15 protein-coding genes and 1 pseudogene are annotated in these 19,550 nt (G+C 75.7%); 8 read left to right on the forward strand and 8 right to left on the reverse strand.

Annotation, left to right across the window (positions count from 1 at the left end):
* Window positions 1-35: 35 nt before the first annotated feature.
* Both K7G61_RS12185 and K7G61_RS12190 read right to left on the reverse strand, forming a co-directional pair.
* Window positions 36-614 carry a TetR/AcrR family transcriptional regulator gene (locus K7G61_RS12185; protein ID WP_225846767.1) on the reverse strand — a complete coding sequence of 193 codons (579 nt, stop codon included), beginning with the start codon at window positions 612-614 and terminating at the stop codon, window positions 36-38.
* A gap of 102 nt (window positions 615-716) precedes the next feature.
* Window positions 717-1,286 (reverse strand): isochorismatase family protein, encoded by a 570-nt coding sequence (locus K7G61_RS12190; RefSeq protein ID WP_225846768.1) that lies wholly within the window; start codon window positions 1,284-1,286, stop codon window positions 717-719.
* 194 nt (window positions 1,287-1,480) lie between these two features.
* Between K7G61_RS12190 and K7G61_RS12195 the strand changes: the two genes are divergently transcribed.
* The 4 genes and pseudogenes from K7G61_RS12195 (at window position 1,481) to K7G61_RS12210 (ending at window position 5,693) form a co-directional block, all read left to right on the forward strand.
* Window positions 1,481-1,720, forward strand: coding sequence for a DUF397 domain-containing protein (locus K7G61_RS12195; RefSeq protein WP_225846769.1), 240 nt, complete (start codon window positions 1,481-1,483; stop codon window positions 1,718-1,720).
* 40 nt (window positions 1,721-1,760) lie between these two features.
* Window positions 1,761-1,950, forward strand: a pseudogene (locus K7G61_RS12200) (CGNR zinc finger domain-containing protein); the annotation flags it as partial.
* 361 nt (window positions 1,951-2,311) lie between these two features.
* On the forward strand, window positions 2,312-5,086 hold the full coding sequence (locus K7G61_RS12205) for an AAA family ATPase (RefSeq protein WP_225846770.1): 2,775 nt from the start codon (window positions 2,312-2,314) through the stop codon (window positions 5,084-5,086).
* 106 nt (window positions 5,087-5,192) lie between these two features.
* Window positions 5,193-5,693: a hypothetical protein gene (locus K7G61_RS12210; protein WP_225846771.1), complete on the forward strand. Its 501-nt coding sequence runs from the start codon at window positions 5,193-5,195 to the stop codon at window positions 5,691-5,693.
* Between the two features lie 75 nt (window positions 5,694-5,768).
* On the opposite strand, the gene K7G61_RS12215 is transcribed toward K7G61_RS12210, so the two are convergent.
* Complete coding sequence (locus K7G61_RS12215) at window positions 5,769-7,778, reverse strand: N-acetylmuramoyl-L-alanine amidase (protein ID WP_225846772.1); 2,010 nt, start codon at window positions 7,776-7,778, stop codon at window positions 5,769-5,771.
* Between the two features lie 330 nt (window positions 7,779-8,108).
* Entirely contained in the window at window positions 8,109-9,188 is a 1,080-nt protein-coding gene (locus K7G61_RS12220; RefSeq protein WP_225846773.1) for an aminoglycoside phosphotransferase family protein, read from the reverse strand.
* Between the two features lie 224 nt (window positions 9,189-9,412).
* On the opposite strand from K7G61_RS12220, the gene K7G61_RS12225 reads away from it, so the two are divergent.
* On the forward strand, window positions 9,413-10,891 hold the full coding sequence (locus K7G61_RS12225; protein WP_225846774.1) for a hypothetical protein: 1,479 nt from the start codon (window positions 9,413-9,415) through the stop codon (window positions 10,889-10,891).
* A 124-nt stretch (window positions 10,892-11,015) separates the two neighbouring features.
* On the opposite strand, the gene K7G61_RS12230 is transcribed toward K7G61_RS12225, so the two are convergent.
* Window positions 11,016-12,452 carry a PP2C family protein-serine/threonine phosphatase gene (locus tag K7G61_RS12230; RefSeq protein ID WP_225846775.1) on the reverse strand — a complete coding sequence of 479 codons (1,437 nt, stop codon included), beginning with the start codon at window positions 12,450-12,452 and terminating at the stop codon, window positions 11,016-11,018.
* Window positions 12,453-12,891: 439 nt separating this feature from the next.
* Between K7G61_RS12230 and K7G61_RS12235 the strand changes: the two genes are divergently transcribed.
* Complete coding sequence (locus tag K7G61_RS12235) at window positions 12,892-14,319, forward strand: HEAT repeat domain-containing protein (protein ID WP_225846776.1); 1,428 nt, start codon at window positions 12,892-12,894, stop codon at window positions 14,317-14,319.
* A gap of 285 nt (window positions 14,320-14,604) precedes the next feature.
* Here K7G61_RS12235 and K7G61_RS12240 read toward each other — a convergent pair whose 3' ends face one another.
* Genes K7G61_RS12240 through K7G61_RS12250 form a run of 3 tightly spaced genes read right to left on the reverse strand, consistent with a single transcriptional unit; the run spans window position 14,605 to window position 16,855 of the window.
* On the reverse strand, window positions 14,605-15,480 hold the full coding sequence (locus K7G61_RS12240; protein WP_225846777.1) for a biotin-dependent carboxyltransferase family protein: 876 nt from the start codon (window positions 15,478-15,480) through the stop codon (window positions 14,605-14,607).
* Entirely contained in the window at window positions 15,477-16,091 is a 615-nt protein-coding gene (locus K7G61_RS12245; protein ID WP_225846812.1) for an allophanate hydrolase subunit 1, read from the reverse strand. Before K7G61_RS12245 ends, K7G61_RS12240 begins: the two co-directional genes overlap by 4 nt.
* A gap of 2 nt (window positions 16,092-16,093) precedes the next feature.
* On the reverse strand, window positions 16,094-16,855 hold the full coding sequence (locus tag K7G61_RS12250; RefSeq protein WP_225846778.1) for a LamB/YcsF family protein: 762 nt from the start codon (window positions 16,853-16,855) through the stop codon (window positions 16,094-16,096).
* 100 nt (window positions 16,856-16,955) lie between these two features.
* Here K7G61_RS12250 and K7G61_RS12255 point away from each other — a divergent pair, with 100 nt between their 5' ends.
* Both K7G61_RS12255 and K7G61_RS12260 read left to right on the forward strand, forming a co-directional pair.
* Window positions 16,956-18,476, forward strand: a complete 1,521-nt coding sequence (locus tag K7G61_RS12255; RefSeq protein WP_263984244.1) for a hypothetical protein — start codon at window positions 16,956-16,958, stop codon at window positions 18,474-18,476.
* A 46-nt stretch (window positions 18,477-18,522) separates the two neighbouring features.
* Entirely contained in the window at window positions 18,523-19,413 is an 891-nt protein-coding gene (locus K7G61_RS12260) for a hypothetical protein (protein WP_225846780.1), read from the forward strand.
* Window positions 19,414-19,550 lie beyond the last annotated feature (137 nt).

A 19,550-nucleotide genomic window follows, 5' to 3' on the forward strand; every position in this document is an offset into this window, starting at 1 on the left:
GTCGCCGCGGTCAGCCGCCGGGCTCAGCCGACGGCTCAGTCGCCGGGGTGCGCCGCCCAGCCGGACAGCAGGCCCACGGCGCCGCGTACGGCCTGGTCGAAAGGTTCCTGCGAGCCGGCCGCGCGGGCCAGCACGTATCCGCCCTGGACCACGGCGGCGAGGGTCGCCGCGGTGTCCACCGGGTCGAGACCGGGGCGCAGTTCGCCGGCGGCGACGCCCTCCGCGAGGATCCCGGCGAGCCGCTCCCGCAGCCAGGCGAAGGTCTCCCGCACGGGCTCGCGCAGATCGTCGTCGGCCACGACCTCCGGGTCCATCGTCATCCGGCCCACCCGGCAGCCGCGCACGGCGTCGCGCTCGCGCAGCAAGTACGCCTTCGCCCTGTCGAACGACGTCCCGTCGGCGGCGTCCATCTGGGCGTCGGCCTCGGCTCGCAGCTGCGCGGCGCTGCGGCGCATCGCGGTGAGCGCCAGGTCGGGCTTCCCCCGGAAGTGGTGGTACATACTGCCCTGGCCCGCGCCCGCCCGGTCCTGGATCGCCTTGGGGCTGGTGCCGACGTATCCGCGCTCCCACAGGAGCTCCTGCGCGCTCTCGATCAAGCGTTCCGCCGTGTCCATGGCCCCCAGCGTACATACCAGTAGGTACACGGCGCGAACGGAGAAGGGGCGCGAACGGGAGGGCGGCGGGCCCGTGCCCGCCGCCCTCCCGCGTCCCGTGGCTCAGCGGGCGAGCCGTACGTCCGCCGCCGCGACCACCGTGCCGAACCGCGGGAAGTCCAGGGCGACCGCGGCCTCGTGCTCGGCGGCGGTCAGGGCGGACATCGCGTCGTGCGCGAACACCAAGCGGTAGCCGAGGTCGGCGGCCGCGCGGGCGGTCGACTCCACGCCCATGTTGGTCGCGATGCCGGCCACGACGAGGGTGTCCACGCCGCGCTCGGCCAGCCGCTGATGCAGGTCGGTGTCGTGGAAGGCGCCGATGGTGTGCTTGACCACCACCACGTCGGCGGCCCGCGCCACTTCGGCCACCAGGTCGCTGCCGGGCGGCTGCTCCGGCACGCCGGGTCTGCGGACGCGTACCGCCACCACGGGCGCGCCCGCCGTCCGGAACGTGCCGGCCAGCCCGAGCGCGGCCGCGACCACGTCGGTGCCGGGGTGCGGGGCGAGCGGCAGCGCGACGATCCGGTCCATCAGGTCGACGAGCACGAGCGCGGTGCGGGCGGGATCGAGGCCGGGGCCGAGCGGGGACTCGCGTGCGGCGCCGGACCGTCCGTCGTGATCATGTGCGGTCATGATCGGGACCCTATCGGCCCGACAGCGTCCGCGCGTGGTGATCCAAGACGCCCGTGCGGAGCGGGACTTGACGGCACGGCCGGGCATTCGCATTACCCGAGGACGCGGCCTCGCGGGCGGGTTCGCGCAACTTGTCCCGCTCGTCGGCGTCGTCGTTAGGCTGATGCGGAATCAGTCGTGGGAGGAGCGCGGACGTGGCCGAGAGCACCGCAGGACAGCCGTTGGGCGACGGGAAGAAGCCGCAGATCGACCTGACCGGGGCCGAGTGGCTGTCCAGCAGCAAGGGTTCGTCGGATGTGCAGATCGCCTTCGTCGAGGGCTGCATCGCCATGCGCGACGGGCGTGATCCGGAGGGCCCGGCGCTCGTCTTCACCCCCGCCGAGTGGCGGGCGTTCGTCCTCGGCGCCCGGGACGGGGAGTTCGACCTCACCTGACGGCTCGGGCGCTCGCGGCCCCGTCCGCCGGTCCGGACCGGCCGCGGCCCTCGCCCGCGCGGCCATCGCCTTCCTCGCCGGCCCCGACCGCCCCACTCCTGCGCGCCTGCCCGGCCCCTCGCTGCGTGCGCTATTTCGTCAAGGAGCACCCGCGCCGGCAGTGGTGCAAGCCCTCCTGCGGCAACCGCGCGCGAGTGGCCCGCCATCACGCCCGCCACCGCCCCGCCTGACCGCCCCGCCTGACCGTCCCGGCTCCCCGGGCGGCACGGCACACGGGCGTGACGGGTGCGCGTCCCCGCGGGGGAGGGCGCGACCGGCCGGGCGTACGAGGCGGTGCGAGCGCCGCGGGGGGGCGCACGTGGGGCGCATGGGGGCTTTGGGGCAGGGCGATGGCAGGAGAGGGTGGCGGCCGGGACGGGCGCGGTGGAAGGGTCGGCGCGGGTCGGCCGATCGGTCTCCTGCCAGTGACCGATCGGCGCGGCCGTTCCCCCTCACACAGCGGAGCCGAGGGCGTACGCTGTGAGGCCACCGGACGGGTGACCGAACGGCCGGGCGTGCGCCGGGCGTACGCCGGGTGGATCAGGGGGGCCGATGCCGCCGCAGGACGCGCGCTCGCTGCTGGAGCGCGACGGCGAACTCGCCGCCGTGGACGCGGCGCTGGACGGCTTGACCGCGGGTCCGGGCCGCGCACGCGGCGGCCTGCTCGCGTTCGCCGGATCCGCCGGACTGGGCAAGACCACCCTGCTCGCGGAGGTCCGCAGGCGTGCCGCCGACCGCGGCTGCACCGTTCTGGCGGCGCGCGGCGGCGACCAGGAGCAGCAGGTCGCCTTCCATGTCGCCCGCCAGCTCCTCCAGCCCCGCCTGGCCGGTGCGTCCGACGCCGACGTCCGCGCCGAACTGGGCGGCTGGTACGGCATCGTCGGCCCCGCGCTGGGGCTCTGCACGGCCGACGGCCCGCCGCCCGACCCTCAGGGCCTGCGCGACGGCCTCGACTGGGTGCTCACCCGCGTCGCCGTCCACAGCGCGCCCGTCGTCCTCGTGCTGGACGACGCCCACTGGGCCGACCCGCAGTCCCTCAACTGGCTCGCCGCGTTCGCGCCGCGCGCCGACGAACTCGCCCTGCTCCTCGTGGTCGCCTACCGGCCCGACGAACTCCCCGCGGGCGCCGAGGCGTTCCGCGGCCTGCCCGGCCGGTCCGGGCACCGCCCGCTCGGCCTCGAACCGCTCACCGCGACCGCCGTCGGCCGCCTCGTGGGGGACGTCCTCGGCACGGAGGCGGACGAGGCGTTCCGCCAGGAGTGCTGGGCGGTCACCGGGGGCAATCCGTTCGAGGCCGTGGAGCTGACCGCGAAGGTGCGCGACCGCGGACTGAACCCCGACCAGCACAGCGCGCCCCTGCTGCGCGACCTGGCCGCGGCCGTCAAGGGGCGCGGACTCATCGCCCGCCTGGAGCGGCTCGGCCCCTCCACGACCCGCCTGGCCTGGGCCGCCGCCGTCCTCGGCACCGAGAGCCGGCTCTCCCTGGCCGCCGCCGTGGCCGGACTCGGCCCCGAACAGGCCGCCGACTGCGCCGACCGCCTCCGGGAGGCACGCGTCCTCGCGCCCGCCGGCCCCGGCCGGCCCGGCGGCTCGCAGGCCGCGCCCGGCGCCGCCGTCCTGGAGTTCGTCCACCCGCTCATCGCCACCGCCGTCTACCGGGCGATCCCGGACGCCGTACGCGTCGCGCTGCACGGGCAGGCCGCGTGGGCCGTGACCGACGCCGGGCTGGGGCCGACCGCCGCCGCCAGGCACCTGCTGGAGACGCACCCGGAGGACGATCCGTGGGTGGTGCAGCAGTTGCGGGCCGCCGCGCGGGAGACGCTGCGCGCCGGAGCGCCCGAGGCGGCGCGCACGTACCTCGCCCGGGCCCTGCGCGAACCGCCGCCGCCCGGGCAGCGGGCGGCCGTGCTGTACGAACTGGGCTGCTCCTCGCAGCTGCTGGAACCGGCGATCACCGTGAACCATCTGCGCGCCGCCCTGGAGGAGCCGATCGCCGACCCCGCGCTGCGCGACGGCATCGTGTTCCGCCTCTCCCAGTCGCTCGCGCACAGCGACCGGCTCAGCGAGGCCGCCGAGGTCGTCGGACAGGCCGCCAGGACCGCGACCAGCGCCCGCACCAGGCTGCGCATGCAGGCCGAGCAGTTCATGTGGGACGCCTTCCGGGCCGACGAGCCCGACTCGCCCGGCAGATCCCGGCGGCTGACCCGGCTGGCCGACCGGCTCACCGGGCGCGACCTCACCGAGCGCTACATCATCGGGCTGCGCGCCTGGGACGCGGTGCTGCGCGGCGAGCACACCTCGACCGTGCTGCGGCACGCCGGGCGCGCGCTGGCCGGGGGCCTGCCCTGGGCCGACGAGGAGCGCGGCTTCGAGGTGCCGGTGCTCGTCGCGCTGACGTACATGTACGCGGACCGGCCCGGGCGGGCCGAGGAGCTCTTCGCCACCGGCATCGCCGACTTCGAGCGGCAGGGCTGGCGCGGCGCCCACCTGTCCTTCGGCTACCTGCTGCTCGGCTACGTCCGCTACCGCGGCGGGCGGCTGGCCGAGGCCGAGGACCTCGCCCGCCAGGGCCTGCGGCTGGCCGACCGGGTCGGCCGCGGTACGCCCGTCCAGTGGTACTCGGTGGCCGTCCTCGTCCAGATCCTCCTGGCGCGCGGGCGCACCGGGGAGGCCGCCGCCCTCGCCGACGCGTACGACTTCCGGGAGCCGTTCCCCGCGGCCGTCACCTTCCCCGACGCCCAGGCCGTCCATGGCGAGCTGCTGCTGGCGCTGGGCCGGTACGACGAGGCCGCCGCAGAACTCGCCGCCGTCGGCGCCCGGCTGGACCCGCGCGGCATGCGCAACCCCGCGTGGTGCCCCTGGCAGCTCCACCTCGCCCTCGCGCAGTCGCGGCGCGACCGCGCGAGGGCGAGGCGGACCGCCCTGGACGCCGTGAGGCGCGCCCGCCGGTTCGGCGCCGCCTCGGCGATCGGCCACGCCCTGCGGGTCGCCGCGGAGGTCGTCGGCGGCCCCGAGGGCCTGACGCTCCTGGCGGAGGCCGTCACCCGGTTGGAGGCCTCACCCGCCCGCCACGAGCTGGCCAGGGCCCGGGTGGCCCACGGCCGCGCCCTGCGCGCGTCCGGCGCCCCCGAAGCCGCCGCCGACGTGCTCCGGCGCGGCCTGGAGGGCGCCCTGCTCTCCGGCGCCGACGGCCTGGCCGCCGAGGCCCGCACCGAGCTGTCGCGGCTTTCCGACGAAGGCGTGCCCGCCTGCGACCCGTCCGCCACCTCTGCCGCCGCCGGCGACCCGCACTCCGCGTCCAAGGCCGCCGCGACCGGAACGGCGTGACGTACCGGGCCCGCGAACGCCGGGCCGCGGGCACGGCCCGGGTCCGCGCCCCCCGCCCGCCGGTCCCCGGCTCCCCGTCGCGGGACCGGGCCCGTACGATGGCGGCATGTCCTTCCTCCGCCGGCGCAACGCGGCCACTCCCACCGGTCCGGACTTCGACGTCCTCGCCATGGACCCGGGGGACTGGCCCGGGGATCTGGGGGCCGGGCTGCTGCCCGGGCCCGACGGGACGTGCCAGGGCATCTACCTGCGGTACGACCTGTTCGGCGGGCGCGGACCCGCGATGCTGATCGGGAACCTGCCGGCCGGGTCGCCCGCCAGGGAACTGGACGAGGGACAGGTCCCGTTCGAGGTGGCGCAACTGCTGGCCGCGCTGGGCAACGACGAGCCCGCGGAGGTCACCGGGGTCGAGGACACCCCGGTGATGCACGGCGACAGCCTGCTGATCGTCCGCCGGATCAAGATCTCCGAGTCGCGGATCGCCTGCGCGCAGTTCGACCGCAGCGACGGTGTCCAGGTCACCATCGCCACCTGGGACCGGCCGATCACCGACGACCTGTACCAACTGCTCAAGCCGCTGCCCGCGCAGATGTTCCAGGCCGGCTGAGCCGCCGGCCCCGGTCGACGCGACGGGGGCGCCGCCGGACCTGTCCGGCGGCGCCCCCGCACGCGTAGGGCGGCCTCAGCGCGGCGCGCCCACCACCGAGGGCAGCACGTCCACGTCGTCGGCCTTGACCCACTCGACGCGGTGGCCGAGCTGGATCTCGTAGTAGAGCTGCTTGCCGCGCACCACCGTGTGGCTCGCGGTGTCGAAGGTCACCGAGTAGTAGTACTCGCCGCGCACCGCGTTGCCGACCACGTACCGCTGGCCCGCGAGCACCTGGTACGGCATCGCGTAGACGCCCTGGACGGGCACGCCGGCGGGGTAGGCGGACGCCTCGGGATAGGCGCGGCCGTAGACCGGGATGCTCGCCAGGCCCGCCTTCGGGGTGACGACGAGGGCCACGGAGTCGACGGCGGTCGGGTGCGCGGCCGGGTTGCGGAACCACGCCTTCTGGCCGAGGTACCAGATCGCGGTCCAGTCCCCCTGCCGGTCCGCGACCGCGAACTGCTGCCCGGTCGAGGCCCGCGCGCCCACGTCGTTGACCCCCGTGGTGCTCGCGCCCGTCGCGCCGTGCAGACCCACGTCCTTGACCAGCGGCGCGTCCGTGCTGGGCGCCGAGTACAGCCGGACCGCCTCCGAGCCGTGCGCCGGGCAGGTGTCACCGGCCTTGACGCAGCCGGTGTAGAGCGGCTGGTTGGTCGCGTAGTCCGGGTCGATGGTCACCACGCCGCCCCACGGCCCCGCGGTGGGGCGGATCGGGGCGCCGAGCAGCTCCATGTAGTGCGCCCAGTCCCAGTAGGGCCCCGGGTCGGTGTGCATGCCCGGGATGTACGAGGCGGTCGGCCCCGGCACGTTGTCGTGGCCCAGGATGTGCTGCCGGTCCAGCGGGATGCCGTACTTCGCGGCCAGGTACCGCACCAGACGGGCGGACGAGCGGTACATCGCCTCGGTGTACCAGGTGCCGGGATCGACCAGGAAGCCCTCGTGCTCGATGCCGATCGACTTGGTGTTGACGTACCAGTTGCCCGCGTGCCAGCCGACGTCCTTGGCCGGCAGGTGCTGGGCGACGTGCCCGTCGGAGGAGCGGATGGTGTAGTGCCAGGCCAGGTACGTGGGGTCCTGGACCAGCTGCATGGCCGTGTCCCAGTAGCCCTCGGTGTCGTGGATGACGATCGTGTCGATCTTCTGGTCGGTGGGCCGGTTCGCCAGGTCGTGGTTGCCGTAGTCGCCGCCGCCGGTCTCCTGGTACGGGGCCGGGACCCACTCGCAGCCCAGCCCCGGCGGGCACTGCGTGCCGGTGTCGTCGGCCCTGCGCAGGCCGATCCGGTCGGCCTGTCCGGCAGCCGGCTTCACGGAGGGCCGCGCGGCCAGCGACACCGTCTGGCCGGTGTCGGTGGTCCTGGTCTCCCCGGTGGCGAGGACGTCGAAGACGTCGTCGGCGAACGAGGCGGCCGTCGCGTGGTCGTCGGCGCCGGAGTAACGGGCGACCGCCGCGTACCAGTCGGCCGGGTCCCCGCCGAGCGGCTCCCCGAGCTGCCGCTGGGCGTCGGCCAGCAGGGCCGCGCCGCCCGCCACATTGGCCGCGGGATCCTCCCGCAGCGCCTCGGCCGGCAGCCCGGTCAGGGCGGCCGCCTTGTCCAGCGTGGTCAGGCCGGCCGGCAGCGCCGCGAGGTCGGGCGCCCTTACGGTCGCCGCGGTGACGAGCGGACGGGAGGCGTCGCCGCGCCCGTCGTCACCGCCGTCGCCCACCGCTTGCCGCGGGAAGTCCGCCAGCGCGGTGCGGGCGTCGGTCAGGTGCATCGGTCCGTAGCCGCCCGTGACGCTGGGCAGGCCCTGGTGGGTGTCCCAGCGGGACTCCGCGTAGGACACGCCGAGCAGCACGCTCTGCGGCACCCGGTACTCGGCGGCGGCGGCCGCGAACGCCCGCTGCAGGGGTCCGGCGCCCTGCCCTGCCTGGTCCGGGCCCGGCTCGGCCGCGTGCGCCGTGCCGAAGACCGGCAGCAGGGCGGCCGCCGCGGCGGCGGCCGTGAACGTACGCAGGGTGCGCCGGCCGCGGGGTCCGCCGGTCGGGGGAGCGGTTCCTTGCACAGCCACCTCCATGGGTGCCGGTTGCTTGGCTCCACAGAGGTATCGGCTGTCGGACGGCCCGTCAACCATCCTTGTACGGGGGTGTCTTCGCACGTCAGCGCGTATGCGTCGGCCATTCGGGGTACTTTCCCGCGGCCGGCGCGCGGACCTGCTTCGCGTCAGTGGTCTGGACCTGTGGGACGTGTGGGGCGGTGATCCCTGTCCCCGGTCGGTGATCCCTGTCCCCGGGCGGCGGTCCGTCCCGGGCGGCGGTCCTGTCCGCGGCCCGGCGCCGCGGCACGGCTGTCCGCGACGGAGGGCGGGCCGGCCCCCGTGCCGGCCGGGCCGCGCTCAGCGCGTGCCGACCGCCGCCCGGACCGCCCTGCGGGCCAGCCCGCAGTCGTCGTGCAGCCGGCGCAGCAGCAGCCGCTGCTCCTCGCCCGCCTCGACCGCTCCCGGCGGCACCGGGCCCGGCGCCTGCATGGTGCGCTGCACCGCCGTCTCGTACGTGCGGATCTCCCGGGTGAGCACCAGCATCAGGTTGACCAGGAAGGAGTCCCGTGCGTCCGGGCCCGCCGCCTGGGCCTGCTGGCTGATCTGCCGCCGGGCCGCCGGGTCGTCGCCCAGCACCGACCACAGCACGGCCAGGTCGTACCCGGGCAGGTACCAGCCCGCGTGCTCCCAGTCGACCAGCGAGGGGCCGGCGGGGGACAGCAGCACGTTGGACAGCAGGGCGTCGCCGTGGCAGAACTGCCCCTGCGTGTGCGCCAGTCCGTGCAGCAGCTTGTGCAGGTCGCCCAGGTCACGGTCGGTGAGCAGCCCCAGCTCGTGGTAACGGCCGATCCGCGCGGGGTAGTCGACGGGCGCGTCGAACGAACCCGACGGCGGCCGCCACATGTTCACCCTGGAGTACACCGACAGCGCGGCCCGCACGTCGCCCCTGGTCGGCGCCTGCGCCGGGTGGCGCTGCGGGCTGACCACCCGGCCGGGCATCCGCTCCAGCACCAGCACGCAGGAGTCCGGATCGGCGGCGATCAGCCGCGGCACCCGCACCGGCGGGCGGTGGCGCACGAAGGTGCGGTAGGCCGCTATTTCCTGGCGGAAACGTTCCACCCACGCGGGCGAGTGGTCGAGCAGGCACTTGGCGACCGCCGGGGCGCGCCCGGAGGTCCCGATCAGCAGCGCCGTACGGCCGCCGCGGCGCAGCAGTTGCACGGGCGTGAACTCGGGACAGATGCGCTGCACGGCGGCGACGGCGGTGCGGAGCTGGGGGCCTTGCGGGCCGGTCAAGTCGATTCTCCCGCTGAGCGGATGGGCGGCGCCCGCCGGCCCGCGCCGGACGGCGGCCGGCCGCGGGCGCGGCGCCTGGCCCACGGCGGCAGGGTGCGCGGGCCGGGGCGGAGCGGACACGGAGGTGGATGCCGAAATCATGGGAAGAAGCAGATCCCTTCGTGTGCCGACGAGTTCGGGGCGCCGCCCCGGCCCGCGCACCGCACCCTGGGGAATGCGGTGGCGAGCGGGGTGGCGCGTTCCTACCTGACACCCGGGCGCGGGTGGCAGACCATCTGGCGGACCCTGGCGAACCATGGCGAATACTCGCGGGGCGATTGTCGGCGGGATTACTGTCGACGGAGCCGAGGAACCTGGGGGCTTGAGTGGGCAGCGCAGCCAACACCCGACTCGCGGACCTGTTCGGCCTCACCGGCTGGTCCAAAGGAGAACTCGCGCGGCTGGTCAACCGGCAGGCGGCGGCCATGGGCCATCCGCAGTTGGCGACCGACACCTCGCGGGTCCGCCGCTGGATCGACACCGGTGAGACGCCGCGCGAACCCGTGCCGAAGGTGCTTGCCGCGCTGTTCACCGAGCGTCTCGGCCGTGTCGTGACCATCGAGGACCTCGGGTTCGACCGGCGCCGGCAGACGGGGAAGAGACAGGCCGGGGACGGCCTGCCGTGGCCACCGGAGCGAACCGCCGCGGTCCTCACCGAATTCACGGGAATGGACCTCATGCTCAACCGACGCGGTCTGGTGGGCGCGGGCGCCGCGCTCGCCTCCGGTTCCGTTATCAGTTCCGTCATGTACGACTGGCTGCACTCCGACCCGGCCCTCGCGGCCGACGCGCCGGTCCTCGACGATCCGCTGCACGCCGATCCCGCCGCCTACGACCGCTACGAGGCGGCCCCGATCGGCTCCCAGGAGATCGAGTCCCTGGAGCACTCGGTGGAGGTGTTCCGGGCCTGGGACGCCTCCCGCGGCGGGGGCCTGCAGCGCAAGGCGGTGGTCGGCCAGCTCAACGAAGTGGGCGGCATGCTCTCCTACCGGCATCCGGCCCACCTGCAGCGAAGGCTGTGGGGGGTGGCCGCCAACCTGGCGGTGCTGGCCGGATGGATGTCCCACGACGTGGGCCTGGAGCCCACCGCCCAGAAGTACTTCCTGATCGCCGCGCACGCCGCCCGCGAGGGCGGGGACCGGCCGCGGGCCGGCGAGGCGCTGTCCAGGGCGGCCCGTCAGATGGTCCACCTGGGCCGCCCCGACGAGGCCCTCGACCTGATGACGCTGGCCAAGTCCGGCTCGGGGGAGGCCACGCTGCCCCGCACCCGGGCCATGCTGCTCACCGTCGAGGCCTGGGCGCAGGCGTCGATGGGCCACGGCCAGGCGATGCGGCGGACCCTCGGCGAGGCCGAGGAGCTGTTCGTGTCCGACAAGGGCGACGTGGCGCCGCCCAGTTGGATGCAGAGCTTCGACGAGGCCGACCTGCACGGCATGCAGGCACTGGCGTACCGCACGCTCGCCGAGCACGACCCCTCGGCGGCTTCCCAGGCGCAGGTGCACGCCAAGCGGGCCATCACCCTGCGCACCGGGGGCCACGAGCGCTCGACGATCTTCGACTACCTGTCGCTGGCCTCGGCCTGCTTCATCGCCGACGACCCCGACCAGGCCGACCGCTACGCCCGGATGGCGCTGCTGACCATCGGCGAGACCTCCTCGCACCGCACCTGGGACCGGCTGCGGCAGATGTACCGGCTGACCGGCAGATTCTCCGACTACGGCACGGTGCGGGAGCTGCGGCAGGAGATCGACGCGGCGCTGCCCCGGCAGAAGCGGAAACCGGCCCGCGGGCGGATGAACGTGTGAAAGCCGCGGCCCCGGCCACCGTTCGTCCCGCGGCACCCGGAATCCGGCGGCACCCGGAGCCGGCAGGGCACCGGGCACGACCCGGACCGTAGCCGTACCGCACCGACCCGTCCGCCCTGCGGGTTCAGGCGATGCGGGCGACCAGCACGCAGGCGTCGTCCTCGCGCTCCGGGGAGCCGAACTCCTCGGCGAGCAGGCGCACGCAGTCCTGCGCGGAGCGGGCCCGGGCGAACCGCGGGGCCAGGGACAGCAGCCGGTCGGCGCCGCCGTCCGGCGTCCGGCGCGGCACCAGCCCGTCGGTGTGCAGCAGCAGCAGGTCCCCCGCGGCAAGCTGCTCGTCGGCCTGCCCGTACTGGGCGCCCGAGGTCGCGCCGAGCAGAACGCCTTCCGGCGGGTCCAGGACGCGCCCCGCTCCGCCGCGGAACAGCAGCGGGGCGGGGTGCCCGGCCTGGGACCAGTGCAGGGTGCGGGTCCGCGGCTCGTACCGGCAGCACAGGGCGCTGCCGAGGGCGGGCTGCGGGGAGGTGTCGAGCAGTTCGTTGAGCCGGCCCATCAGCGGGCCGGGCTGGAGGCCGGCGACGGCCATGCCGCGCAGCGCGCCGAGCAGCATGGCCATCCCGGAGGTGGCGGCCACGCCGTGTCCGGTCAGGTCGCCGACCGTCAGTAAGGAGGAGCCGTCGGTCAGCTGCAGCGCGTCGTACCAGTCCCCGCCGATCAGCGCGCTGGTGGACGACGGAAGGTAGTGGGCCGCCAGGTCCAAGGTCGTGGGGCCCCCGTCCTGCGGGAACCGCAGGCTGCCGCGCCACGGGGGAAGCACGGCCTCCTGCAGTTCGACCGCCAGCCGGTGCTCGGTCCGCGCGATCCGCCGCCGGCGCTCCAGGGAGTCACGGGTCTCCCGGAGCGTCCGCTGGCTGCGGCGCAGATCACTGACGTCGCGCAGCACGGCCCACATGGACTCCGTGCCGCCCTCGGCGCCCAGCACCGGCTCGCCCACCATGTGCACCGTGCGCACCGAGCCGTCCGCGCGCACGATGCGGAACTCACCGTCGATCGGCCGCCCGTCCACCAGGCAGCCGGTCACCATCTCGGTGAGCAGGTGCTGGTCCTCGGCGAACAGCCACGAGGGCAGCTCGTCCAGGGTCAGCGGACCGTCCGCGGGGTCCCGGCCGAAGATCCGGTAGAGCTCGTCGGACCAGGTGACCGCGTCGGTCAGCAGGTCCCACTCCGCGCTGCCCGCCCGGCCCGGCACGCTCACCGCGGCGGCGTCCGGCACCCGGGTCCGCGGCGGTGCGTCCGGCAGGAGGTCCTCCTCCGGGATGTCCGGGTCGAAGCCCTCCCTGAGCTGGCCCAGGTGGGCGCCCAGATCGTCCAGCTGGTGCACGGCCAGGTCGCACAGCGCCCGCTGCCAGCGCAACCGAGGGTCCTCGGCGACCGCGACACTGTCCCGGAGAACCGCGTCGACCCGGGTCCGAAGCTGCCGGGCCTGGGAGATCAGCGCATCCACGACACCGGGGTCCGGTGGCTGTGCCGCGGAGCGATCCGCGTGCGTTGGGGACGGCATGACGCACTCCGAACGGGTCTGCCGGCAGGCGCTGTGACCACCGAGGCGGACGGAAGGACCGGTAACGACTGTTGCACAGTGAGCGATGACCCGTAAGGGTTTCGGCGGGACCCGATCCGGTGGTGCTCGCGGCATATGCCAAATGCCTGACGGGAGCCCGGCCGGGCCCGCGCGCCCCGCCGGCCCGCCTCGGCCGTCCGGGTGAGCCGCGCGCGGCTCGCGCGCGGCTCACGTACCGGCCCGCGTACGGCTCGCGTACGACCCGTGCACGGCGCCCCGGAAGCGACATCCTGCCCCGGAATCGGTAGGCTTCGGCCGCCCGTCCCCACGTGCTCCGCGCTCCCGCCAGGTGTGAATCACCCGGCGGCCGGTAAGGATGCCGGGCACCGGCAGCGGAAATCCCGTTGCCATGGAACCCCCCGCACCGGATGCTGACCTCATGTTCGACCCAGACATAGCGCCCAGTGGCACCCTTCTCGGCCTCCTCCAGAGGGGGCGCGGGGACGGGCCGCTGCACGCCCTGGCGGCGCCGCGGACCGAGGCCCTCGCCGCCCTGGAGCAGTGCGTGCTGCGCGACCCGCGGCTCGACTGGCGGGTGGAGTCGCGCTCCTTGTACTACGCACGCCTGTACTCGGACCTGGAGGGCCCGCTCGACGGGATCGAACAGCACCTCTTCCATCCCGACGACCTGCTCGTCCCCGACGAGCACCGCTGCGGCCTCGCCCTCTCCGTCCTGGGCCACCTCGCCGGATACGGCCGCCGTGACGCGCTGCACCTGCTGCGGCGCTACGCCGCCACCGGCGGCTGCTGGGAATGGGCCCTGGACGAACTCGCGGTGCGCGACGACGAGGCCGGACTGCGCGCGCTCGGCCCCGCGGTCGTGGCCCGCTTCCCGGCCGGCCCCGAGGGCGAGGCAGCATTGGCCGCCGCCGTCCGGGAGGCATACGAACCGCGTCCCTGGCAGCTGTGGGCCGAGGACACCTCCCACCCCGCGACCGCCGAGCGTGTGCGCAAAGCCGTCGAGCGGGTCTCCTTCGACCGGTGGCAGCGTCAACTGCGGCCCGCGGGGCCGACCCCCGGCTGGAGCGTCCAGGCCGTGCTCGACTGGGCCCAGGACGGACTGGCCGGCTATCCGGCCACCGAGCGCGACCAGCCCGCCGCCCGCTGCCTGCACGCCGTGGCCGGTGCCGAGGACCGCCCCGCGCTGCTGGACGCCGCCCGCGGCGGGCCGTCCGCCGCGCGCGCCGCCGCGCTGCGCCACCTGATCGACCGCCGGGACCCCGACCGCTTCGACCTGATCGAGACCGCGGCCGTCGCCGACGACGCCCGGGTGGTCCGCGCGGCCCTGGAGTCCTTCGAACGCCTGCGGGACGACGAGGCGATGGCCCGCGCCCGCGCCTGGGCCGTGCGCACCGATCCGCTCGGCTCCGCCGCCGCCCGCATCCTCGCCAGACGCGGCGGCCCGCAGGACGCCGCCCCCGTACTGGCCGCGCTGCGGCGCACCGTGCAGAGCGGCGGCGCCGACGCCGAGGGCCTGGACGCCCTCGTGGAGGGCGTCGGACGGCTCGCCGAGTGCCGGGCCGCACCCGTGCTGCGCCACCTCTACCGCGAGACGGCGTCCTCGCAACTGCGCGGCATCGCGGCCAGAGCGCTGGCCGACGCCGATCCCGGGTTCGCGGCCGGGTTCGCCGTCGAGTGCCTGTGGGACTGCGAGGAGGCGACCAGGGAGCTGGCCGCCCACCGGGCCGCCTCCGGGGACGTGCGGGTCCTCACGCAGCTGCGCCGGCTGGCGGCGGATCCGGCGGAGGAGGCCGAGGTGCAGACCGCGGTGCGCGGGCGGCTCAGCTCAGGCGGCGCGGGACGGTGAGACAGGGGTTCGGCGCCCGCCGAACCCCAGGTGAGCCGCGTGTCCCCACGCTCATGGGGCGTTCCCCTCGGGGAGAGATCCACGTGGCCCCGGCAACGTCCGGCCCGGCGACAACCACGGTATGCGTGTCGTCATCGTCACCGGGGCCTCGCCGAACGCCCGGACCGTACGCGGGTGGTGGACGCGGCCTGGTGCTGCGCGCGTTCGCGGCACGTGGCCGGCACGCGACTGGAGGCCGTCCTGCGGCACCGGCCGCACCTGGCCTCCGTCGTGGCCGGCGGCCGCCTACGCCAGCCGGATGGGCCGTACGAGTACGAAGCGGACACGCGTGCCCGGCGGCGACTGGGCCGCGGCCGGCAGCGACCCCTCCGGGACCACGCCGATGACCGGATAGCCGCCGGTGGTCGGATGGTCGGCCAGGAACACCACCGGCCGTCCGTCCGGCGGCACCTGCACCGCGCCCAGCACCATGCCCTCGCTGGGCAGTTCGCCGTCCCGGGCCCGCTCCAGCGCTGGGCCGTCCGTCCGCAGCCCGATCCGGTTGGAGTCGGCGGAGACCGTGTAGGGGCTCGTCGTCAGTGTGCGCAGCGCGGCCGGGGTGAACCAGTCGTCGCGCGGTCCCGGCGCCAGGGGCAGCACCAGCTCCCGCGCGGGGCCGGGACACGCCACGGCGTCGGCCGGCCGGACCGGCCCGTGGCGGGGCCCCACCGGCAGCTCACGGCCCGGCGTGAGCGGCCCGGGGCCGAGCCCCGACAGCAGGTCCGTCGACCGGCTGCCCAGCACCTCGGGGACGGCCACGCCGCCCGCGACCGCCACATAGCTGCGCAACCCGTGCGTGGCCGCGCCCACGTCCAGCACCGCCCCCGCCGGGACCGTCACCGGCGCGCCCCAGGCCGCGGGCCGCCCGCCCACCCGTACCGCGCACGGGGCGCCCGTCACCGCGACGACCACCGGGCGGGAGGGCCGCAGCGCGCAGCCGTTCACCGTCGTCTCCAGCCCCGCCGCGCCCTCGGGGTTGCCGACCAGCCGGTTGGCCAGGCGCAGGGCCGGCGGGTCCAGGGCGCCCGAGCGCGGCACACCCAGGTGGGCGGCCCCCACCCGGCCCAGGTCCTGGACGGTCGTCAGCGCCCCCGGGCGCACCACCGTCAGCGCCGCGGTCACGCCACCACCGTGAACCGCACGTTGGTGCCGGGAGCCAGCAGAGCGGCCGGGTCGCGCGCCGGGTCCCACACGGCCGCTTCCGTCGTGCCGATGATCTGCCAGCCGCCGGGCGAGGGCCGCGGATACACCCCCGCGTACGGACCGGCCAGGGCGACGGCACCGGCCGGCACCCTGGTGCGCGGAGTGGCCCGGCGCGGCACCCGCAACCCCTGCGGAAGACCGGTCAGATAGCCGAAGCCCGGGGCGAATCCGCAGAAGGCCACCCGGAAGGCGGTGGAGGTGACGAGGTCCGCGACCTCCGCCACGCCCACCCCCCACGCGCCGGCCACCTCTGCCAGGTCGGGACCGTCGAACCGCACCGGCAGTTCCACCGCCGCGCCGCCCTCACGCGCCACGGGCGGCGGCCGCCACCGAGCCACCTCCGCGGCGAACGCCCGCGGATCGGCCAGCCCGCACACCAGGACGCTGCGGGCGGCCGGCACTATCTCGGTGACCTCGGCGTACCGCCCCTGCGCCCGCCACCGCAGCAGCAGCGCGTGCAGAGCCTCGGCGTACTCCCCGTCCGGCGTCTCGAGAAGCACGGAGTCGGTTCCGACCGGCAGCGGGCGCACATTCACGCGAACGCCTCCACGCGCAGGCCCGCGGCCTCCAGCGACTGCCGCACCCTGACCGCCAGCCGCGCCGCGCCGGGTGTGTCGCCGTGCACGCACAGGGAGCGGGCCTCGACAACCACCGACTCGCCGGTCAGCGCGGCGACCCTGCCGTCACGGGCGATCGCGACCGACCGCGCCACCACCGCGTCCCCCTCCTCGATCACCGCGCCCGGCTCGGCGCGCGGTACCAGCATGCCCTCCGGGGTGTACGCGCGGTCGGCGAACGCCTCCGTCACCGCGGGCAGCCCCGCCTCGCCCGCCGCCGCCAGCAGGCGCGAGCCCGGCAGCCCGAGCACCGGCAGGCCGCCCGCCAGCCGCACCCCCTCCACCACCGCCGCGGCCTGCCCGGCGTCCCGCACCGTCCTGTTGTACAGCGCGCCGTGCGGCTTCACGTACGCCACCACGCCGCCCGCCGCGCGGGCGAACACCTCCAACGCGCCGATCTGGTAGGCGACCTCGGCCGCCAGCTCGTCCGCCGGCACGTCCATCGCCCGGCGCCCGAACCCGGCCAGGTCCCGGTACGAGACCTGCGCGCCGATCCGCACCCCCCGCTCGGCGGCCAGTTCGCACACCCGGCGCATCGTCGCGGGATCGCCCGCGTGGAAGCCGCAGGCGACGTTGGCGCTCGTCACCACCGCGAGCAGCGCCTCGTCGTCGGTGAGCCGCCAACGGCCGAACCCCTCGCCCAGGTCCGCGTTGAGATCGATGACCGCGTCCGCCATGTGCCCCGCCCGCCTTGTCGTCCGTCCCGGCACTCGCCCAGATCATGGCATCCGCCGGCGGCACCCGGCCCGCCCGCGGTGGTCCGCGCCGTTTCGGCCGATGTCGGTGGCACCGCATAATGTGTGGGGCGTGACCACGACCGTCCCGTACACGCTGCCGGACGCCGCGCGCCCGGCACCGGGCCCGGCGGCCGACGAGGGCCTGGCCCGCAGGCTCAAGGCGCTGGCCTGCACCGCGCCGCTGCACGACCTCGACGCGCGCAAGGCCAACCTCGCCGGCGAGTACTCGGTCTACGCGATGGCCGAGATCGCGCTGGCCGCCATCGACCTGGTCACCCTCAACATGGACTTCGACACCGGCGCGGACCACGACCAGATAGTGACCCGCCTGCTGCCGCGCGTCGCCGCCCAGGCGCCCTCCAGGACACCCGCGGAGCACGAGCGGGTGGCCCGCTGGGTGCTGGAGAACCTCGTCAACGTCGGCAGCGCCGACCGCGGATTCCGCGCCGTGTACGGCACGTTCGGCCCCGACGGCGAGTACGTCCGCCGGGACTACGACTTCAAGCTGATCGAGGAGGTGCCGGGCCCCGGCGGCGGGGTGTACCTGCGCACCACCGACGAGGCGGTCAACGTCCTGGTCGGCGCGCTCGACACCGACGTCACCAGCGCTCAGATCGCGGCCGAGGTCAAGCTGGAGGTCCTGATCAGCCGGGGCCGGCTCGCCGACGCCCAACTCGCCGCGGAGCAGGCCCGCTACCGCACGGTCCAGTACGCCGAGACGCTGCGCCGCACCCTGGAGGCGACCCGGCGCAACGTACGGGCGGTGGACTGGCTGCGCCGGGTGCCCGACCTGATCGCCGAGGCACTCGACCACGTGGCCGACCGCTACCGGCACGAGAACGCGATCCTGACCAACATCCGCAAGGCGCGCGACGAAGCGGAGGAGCCCGAGCACAAGCGGCGTGCGGCGGAACTCGTGGACATCGTCAAGGACTGCATCCGGCGGCACACGCAGTTGCAGTCCAGGCTGCTGGAGGCCGGGCCGCTGTTCCGGGCCGAACAGGACCGGCAGGCGTTCGCCGCGCCCCCCGCCCGGGCGGGACTCGACCTGTACGGCCAACTCCTCGCGCCGCTGCTGCCGCTGCCGCTCGAACAGGCCTCCCGTGTCACCGACGCCTACTTCGCCTCGGGCGCCGGACTGCGCACCCCCGCGGCCGTCCGCGTCGCCGACCTGGTCGAGCTGCTGCTGACCCCGCCGGTCGAACGCGAGCACCTGGGCGCCGAGATGCCCGAGCCCGACCTCGTCGCCACTCCCGACGACTCCCGTTTCTCCGAGGAGCAACTGGAGGCCGCGCTCTCCTTGCTCGACCTCCCGCCCGACGCCCCGCGCCGCCTGTCCGGCCTGCTGGCCGAGGCCCGCCGCCTCGACCCCGACCTGCCCTACCTGGTGGCGCTCCTGTCCGTCCACGCCGCCTCCCCGCCGGTGGGCACCGCCCACCGCCAGGGCGAACCGCACCTGCTGTTCGCCGTCGACGACGGCACGGAACTGGACGACCCGGAATTCGGCGGGGCGGACCTGATCGTGGGCACGGCCCGGCTCCGGCAAGGGGCGGAGCAGTGACCGGCGGCGGCCTGCGGCCCGACGCAGCGAGTGAGGAAGAGCGCACGTGACCGACGTACGTGAAGACGCGGGCGCCGCGCCCGGCGGCAGGGACGGCGGGTCCCCGGTGACCGCGGCCGACGTGGCGGACGCCGCACGGCTGGTCGGGTTCGGGCTGCAGCCCAAGCTGCTGCCGGCCCGCGACGCGGAGTACGCCGAACTCATCCGGCGCCACCGGGAGGACCCCGCCTTCGCCCGGCTCGCCGACGCGGTGGCCGCCGGCCTGGGCGTCGTCGTCCTGGAGGTCTCGCCGCGCGCGGGCATGGCCCTGGCGGCGGCCGAGGACTCGGTGTTCGCGGTGCGGATGGGGGACTACGCCCGGCGCGCCGCCTCCGACACCGGCGACCGGTTCCTGCACGGCCTGGCGCACCTCGCCGTGGCCGCCCTGGCGTTCCCGCGCCCCGAGGACCTGGCCGACGACGGCTACATCGGGCGGATCACCGTGCACGGGGTGGACGCGTTCGTCCGCCAGGCGTGCCGCCGCCTGGAGGAGCGGGCCGAGGAGGCGGGGGAGAACCACGACCCGGCCAGCGACACGCCCGGCCTGGAGGCCGCCTGGCGGGTCTACGCCAGACGCAGCGCCACAGGGGCGACGAAGGACGCCCGCCGGCTGGCCAGTTCGACCACCGGCATCATCGGCAAGGCGGTGGCCTTCCTGGTGGACTCCGGCTTCCTGCAGCGCACCGGCGACGAATCCGGCGGCACCTACCGCACCACGGCCCGCTTCCAGTTGCAGGTCCGCGACCTCGCGGGCACCGCCGCCATGGGCGAACTGCTCGACCTCGGCATCGTGCCCACCAGCGACGGCACCGCCACCCTCGTCCCGGCGGCCGACGGCCAAGGCGCGGACGACGAACTCGTCGCGGACGCCGGCCTGCCGTTCCACAGCCGCCCGTGAGACCGCAGCCGCCTGTGGGACGACAGCCGCCCGTGGGACGACAGCCGCCTGTGGGACCGCAGCCGCCGTGAGGCCGTCCGCGCTCCCTTGGTGCCGCCCCCGGGCGAACTCCGCCCCCTGAGCCCCGCGCCCCGGGC

This window comes from Streptomyces sp. HPF1205, assembly GCF_020400825.1.
Lineage (GTDB): Bacteria > Actinomycetota > Actinomycetes > Streptomycetales > Streptomycetaceae > Actinacidiphila.